General features: G+C 69.3%; 4 protein-coding genes. All 4 read right to left on the reverse strand.

Annotated features, from left to right (window positions below; translation table 11 throughout):
* A partial coding sequence (locus tag VOI19_RS12130) for a GlgB N-terminal domain-containing protein (protein WP_323793220.1) occupies positions 1-1,151 on the reverse strand: 1,151 nt, incomplete at its 3' end.
* Positions 1,148-2,608 (reverse strand): maltokinase N-terminal cap-like domain-containing protein, encoded by a 1,461-nt coding sequence (locus VOI19_RS12135; RefSeq protein WP_323793221.1) that lies wholly within the window; start codon positions 2,606-2,608, stop codon positions 1,148-1,150. The genes VOI19_RS12135 and VOI19_RS12130, both read right to left, overlap by 4 nt.
* The gene (gene treS, locus VOI19_RS12140; RefSeq protein WP_323793222.1) at positions 2,605-4,368 is read right to left on the reverse strand and encodes a maltose alpha-D-glucosyltransferase; all 1,764 of its coding nucleotides are present in this window, start codon (positions 4,366-4,368) and stop codon (positions 2,605-2,607) included. Before treS ends, VOI19_RS12135 begins: the two co-directional genes overlap by 4 nt.
* Positions 4,365-6,043 (reverse strand): alpha-1,4-glucan--maltose-1-phosphate maltosyltransferase (locus VOI19_RS12145; protein WP_323793223.1); only part of this gene is annotated, 1,679 nt, incomplete at its 5' end. The genes treS and VOI19_RS12145, both read right to left, overlap by 4 nt.

Consider the following 6,043-nt stretch of genomic DNA (forward strand, 5'->3'; position numbering starts at 1 on the left):
CCGCGCTGCGGGTTGGGGTCCTCGTAGAGCGGGGTGCCGTCGAAGTTGACCAGCGCCCACTCGTCGGTCGCGAAGTGACCCGGCACCCAGTCGAGGATCACGCCGATGCCGGCCTGGTGGAAGCGGTCGACGAGACGCTTGAAGCCGTCGGGGTCGCCGTAGCGGGAGTCGGGAGCGAAGTACGACGTCACGTGGTAGCCCCACGAGCCGCCGAAGGGGTGCTGCATCACCGGCATCAGCTCGACGTGGGTGAAGCCGAGGTTCGACAGGTAGGGCACCAGGTCGTCGGCCATCTCGTCGTAGGACCAGAAGCCGCCACCGGGGTGACGCTTCCAGGAGCCGAGGTGCAGCTCGTAGGTCGACATCGGCTCGTCGATCGGCTGCTTCTCGGCGCGAGCCGCCATCCAGGCCTCGTCGCCCCACACGTGGGTCGACTCGTGCACGCGCGACGACGTCGCGGGCGCGACCTCGGCGTGGAAGGCCATCGGGTCGGCCTTCTCCCGCCAGACGTCGTCGGCCCCGAGCACGACGAACTTGTACGACGTGCCCGACGCGACGCCCGGCACGAACAGCTCCCACACGCCCGACTGACCGAGCTGGCGCATCGGGTGCTCGCGGCCGTCCCAGGAGTTGAAGTCGCCCTTGATGCGCAGCGCGCGCGCCGAGGGCGCCCACACCGCGAACGACGTGCCGGTGATCGGCTCGCCGCCCGGGACGTCGTAGCTCTGCACGCGGGCGCCGAGGACCTGCCAGAGGTTCTCGTGACGGCCCTCGTTGACGAGGTGCAGGTCGACCTCACCGAGGGTCGGCAGGAAGCGGTAGGGGTCGTCGACGACGATCTCGCCCTGCCCGTAGTCGACGACCACGCGGTAGTCGGGCACCTCGCTGCTCGCGACGGCACCGACCCAGATGCCCCCGTGCTCGTGCTCGAGCACGGTGTCACCGCCGTCGTGGCGCACCAGCACCCGTTCGGCGAGCGGCTTGAGCACGCGGAAGGTCGTCACGCCCTCGTGGACGTGCGGACCGAGGACGGCGTGCGGGTGACCGTGGTCGCCGCGCACGATCTGGTCGAGCTCGCCCCGTCCGACGGAGGCCGGCTGTGGGGTGGGCCCAGAGGTGGGCCCAGAGGTGGGCTGGGACGGCGTACTCATCGTGATGCTCCGATCCGTGCGATCGCCCGGAGTGGGATCTCCACCCAGGTCGGTCGGTTGCGGGTCTCGTAGACGGTCTCGTAGACAGCTTTGTCGGCGACGTAGGCGTCGAGCAGGGTCAGCTCGTCGGCGGAAAGCTCTCCGCCGGTGTAGGAACCGACGAAGTAGCGCTGGTTGCGAGCGGTCCACTCCAGACCCCGCTCGTGGCGGTCGTCGGCTTCCTCGTCGTCGACGTCGGTGTACTGGCGCTCGACGGCGTGCGGGGCGTAGGCGAAGGACCGCAGCATCCCGGCGACGTCGCGCCAGGGGGAGTCCGGCAGGACCCGCTCGCTGAGCGCCTTGGCCGGCTCGCCTTCGAAGTCGACGATCTTCCAGCCCAGCGCGGTCCGCAGGGTCTGGCCGAGGTGGAGGTCACCGTGCACGCGCTGCACCGGCACCTCCTCGATCGCGGCCAACCGGTCGAAGAGAGCGCGCAGCGACGACTCGTGCTCGGCGAGCTGGGGGACGACGTCCAGCGCGGCCGTGAGCCGCTGGCGCATCTGCTCGGCGACGAAGGCTCCCGGCACGCTGCTGCAGGCGAAGCCCTTGGCCAGCTCGGCGTGCACCGCGGCCAGGGTCTCGCCGAGTCGGCCGGCCTCGCCGGCGAAGTCGCCCCCGGCCTCGCGTGCGGCGAGGTCGGCGTCGGCATACAGATTGCGCACGCTGGTCAGGGCGAGGTCCCACCCGTCGCTGGCGGTGCGCAGGAACTGCTGGAGCATCCCGAGGTGGAGCATCTGCTCGCCCTCGCCGTACGACACCCATCCGTAGAGGTGGGCGACGTCGCTCGATCCCGCCCGGGTCAGCACCTCGTGGGTGGTGATGTCGGGGTTGGCCCCGGGCGTGACCTTGCGGAACACCTTGAGCACGGCGTCCTCGCCGAAGGCGACCGAGGAGTTCGACTGCTCGCCGGTGAAGAGGGTCGAGACGGCCTCGAGGTCGAGGTCGTGACCCGGGAGTCGGTGGAAGTCCAGACCACCCACGTGCTGCGGGGCAGCTGCGCCGAACGCCTGGAGCCAGCGGTCCATCGCCTGGCGGTCGTGCAGGGCGTCGTAGGCGTGCACCCATCCCATGCCCGGGTCGTCCCACCATCCGATGAAGGCGTGGTCGAGGCGATGCTCGGGATCGGTGTAGAGCGCCAGCGGCACCTGGTAGAGCTCGACGGCGTCCTCGGCACCCGCGGCGACGTCGGAGTAGGTCAGCTCGACGAGGAGGACGACGACGCGGGGGTAGGGCCCGGTGTCGCTGAGCGTGCCGATGCGCCGGACGCCGCTGACGTCGTAGGGCCGCCCCTTGCCGCCGAACCAACGCGTCTTGGTGAGGTAGGTGACCAGGACCTGCGGGTCGATGTGGTCGCTGGAGTCGGAGACCGCAGGGGAGGCGGGGGAGCCGGGGGAGCCGGGAGTGCTCGGATCGCTCACAGCAGCTGCCCTTCGTCGGAGGTCTCGCTGGGGACGAGGCGGAACCAGTAGAAGCCGTAGCCGCTGAGCGTCAGCAGGTAGGGCAGCTCGCCGATCCGCGGGAACTGCACGCCGCCGAGCATCTCGACCGGCACCAGCCCCTCGAAGCGCCGCAGGTCGAGCTCGACCGGTTGCGGGAAGCGCGAGAGGTTGTTGACGCACAGGATGACGTCGCCGGGGAGGTCTGGATCGGCGCCCGGCTCGTGGTACTCCCGGGCGTAGGACAGCACGGTCGAGTTGGAGCCGCCGACGTCGTGGAACTCGCCGAGACCGAACGCGGGGTGCTGGCGCCGGGCGTGGATCATCCGACGCATCCAGTGCAGCAAGGACGACGGGTTCTCCAGCTCGGCCTCGACGTTGACGCTCTGGTAGCCGTAGACCGGGTCCTGGATCGCCGGGAGGAACAGCTTGCCGGGGGTGGCCGAGGAGAAGCCGGCGTTGCGGTCGGGGGTCCACTGCATCGGCGTACGGACGCCGTCGCGGTCACCGAGCCAGATGTTGTCGCCCATGCCGATCTCGTCGCCGTAGTAGAGCACCGGTGAGCCCGGCAGCGAGAGCAGCAGTGCGTGGAACAGCTCGATCTGGTTGACGTCGTTGTCGAGCAGCGGGGCGAGCCGACGCCGGATGCCGATGTTGGCCTTCATCCGCGGGTCCTTGGCGTACTCACCCCACATGTAGTCGCGGTCCTCGTCGCTGACCATCTCGAGGGTGAGCTCGTCGTGGTTGCGCAGGAAGATGCCCCACTGGCTGCCGCCGGGGATGGCGGGGGTCTGCTCGAGGATCTCCGAGATCGGGAAGCGCGACTCACGCCGTACGGCCATGAAGATGCGCGGCATCACCGGGAAGTGGAAGCACATGTGGCACTCGTCGCCCACCCACTCGCCCTCTTCGGTGGTGGTGCCACCGAAGTAGTCGACGACGTCCGCGGGCCACTGGTTGGCCTCGGCCAGCAGGATCTTGCCGGGGTACTTCTCGTCGACGAAGCGGCGCACCTTGCGGAGGAACTCGTGGGTCTCGGGAAGGTTCTCCCCGTTGGTGCCCGGGCGCTCGTAGAGGTAGGGCACCGCGTCGAGGCGGAAGCCGTCGAGGCCCATGTCGAACCAGAACGAGATCGCCTCGAGGATGGCGTCGTGCACGTCCGGGTTGTCGTAGTTGAGGTCCGGCTGGTGGGAGAAGAAGCGGTGCCAGAAGTACTGCTGGCGCACCGGGTCCCAGGTCCAGTTGGACGGCTCGGTGTCGACGAAGATGACCCGGGCCTCCTGGTAGAGCTCGTCGGTGTCAGACCAGACGTAGAAGTCGCCGTAGGGCCCGTCAGGGTCCTCGCGGCTCGCCTGGAACCACGGGTGCGCGTCACTGGTGTGGTTCATGACGAAGTCGATGATCACCCGGATGCCGCGGGCGTGGGCCTCGTCGAGGAAGTGGTGGAAGTCCTCGACGGTGCCGGCCTCGGGAAGGATGTTGGTGAAGTCGGCGACGTCGTAGCCCCCGTCGCGCAACGGCGAGGAGAAGAACGGCGGCACCCACAGGCAGTCGACGCCGAGCCACTGCAGGTAGTCGAGCTTCTCGGTGAGGCCCTTGAAGTCGCCCGTGCCGTCGCCGTTGGAGTCACGGAAGCTGCGCACCATGACCTCGTAGAAGACCGCCGTGCGGAACCAGTCGGGGGTGTCGGTGATCGGTGTGCCGGGCACGGACGCCCGGGGGTCGGGGTGAGCGTCGCTCACGCGGGCCTCCTCACGGTGAGCACGTGCGCCGGCTCGTGACCGGGGTCCAGACGCACGTAGTCGTGCTCGCCCCAGGTCCAGTCGGCACCGGTGATCTCGTCGTGGACGACGAACGAGTCGGACCAGTCGAGGCCGAGGGCCGGCATGTCGAGGTGGATCATCGTCTCGCGGGTGCCGTGGGGGTCGAGGTTGATCACCACGATCACGATGTCGTCCGCCCCGGTGGCTGGGCCCGACGAAGCCCGCTTGCTGAACACCAGGATGTTCTCGTCGTCGGCCGAGTGGATGGTCACGTTGCGCAACCGCTGGAGCGCGACGTGGCTGCGCCGGATCTCGTTGAGGCGGGTGAGGTACGGCGCGAGCGTGCGCCCCTGTGCCTCGGCTCCGGCCCAGTCGCGGATGCGGATCTGGAACTTCTCGGTGTCGAGGTACTCCTCGCTGCCGGGCTTGAGCGCGACGTGCTCGAACAGCTCGTAGCCGGCGTACACCCCCCAGCTCGGGCTGCCGGTGGCCGCGAGCGCGGCACGGATCTTGAACGCCGCCGGGCCGCCGTACTGGAGGGACTCGTGAAGGATGTCGGGGGTGTTGACGAAGAAGTTCGGCCGCATCACCGAGTCGGACTCCGAGCTGACCTCGCGCAGGTAGTCCTCGATCTCCCAGCGCTTGGTGCGCCAGGTGAAGTAGGTGTAGCTCTGGTGGAAGCCGACCGACCCGAGGCCGTGCATCATCGGCGGACGGGTGAAGGCCTCGGAGAGGAACAGCACGTCGGGATCGGTGCGGCGGATCTCGCCGAGCAGCCACTCCCAGAACTGCAGCGGCTTGGTGTGGGGGTTGTCGACGCGGAAGATCCGGACGCCGTGGCTCATCCAGAGCCGCACGACTCGGAGCACCTCGCGGCAGATGCCGGCCGGGTCGTTGTCGAAGTTGACCGGGTAGATGTCCTGGTACTTCTTGGGAGGGTTCTCGGCGTAGGCGATGGTGCCGTCGGCGCGGGTGGTGAACCACTCCGGGTGGGTCGAGACCCACGGGTGGTCCGGCGCAGCCTGGAGGGCCAGGTCGAGGGCGACCTCCAGCCCGAGCTCACCGGCTCGGGCCACGAAGGCGTCGAAGTCGGCGAACGTGCCGAGCTCGGGGTGGATGGCGTCGTGGCCGCCGTCCTTGCTGCCGATCGCCCAGGGTGAGCCGGGATCGGTGGGCCCAGGGGTGAGGGTGTTGTTGGGACCCTTGCGGTTGACCTCGCCGATCGGGTGGATCGGTGGGAGGTAGACGATGTCGAACCCCATGGCGGCGGCCCGCTCGAGTCCGACCACGGCGGTCTCGAAGGTGCCGCTGGTGATCGCCCCCGTGTCGGGATCCTGGGTGGCGCCCTCGGAGCGTGGGAAGAACTCGTACCAGCTGCCGTAGAGCGCCCGCTCGCGATCGGCGTACGCCGGAAACGGACCCTCGACGGTGAGGAGCTCGCGCAGCGGGTGGGCCTCCAGCACGGCTCGGACGTCGTCACCTAGCAGCTGTGCCAGACGGGCCTCGTCGGGTCGGCCGGCGTCGCGAGCGGCATTGAGGGCGGCGTCGAGGACCTTCGCCTCGGCCTTGGCCTTGCGGGGCAGGTCGGCCCGCACGCGGGCGAGGAGCAGGTCGGCCTCGGTGAGGCAAAAGCGAAGTGCGACCGGGACGAAAA

Source organism: Nocardioides sp. (assembly GCF_034670285.1).
Classification (GTDB): domain Bacteria; phylum Actinomycetota; class Actinomycetes; order Propionibacteriales; family Nocardioidaceae; genus Nocardioides.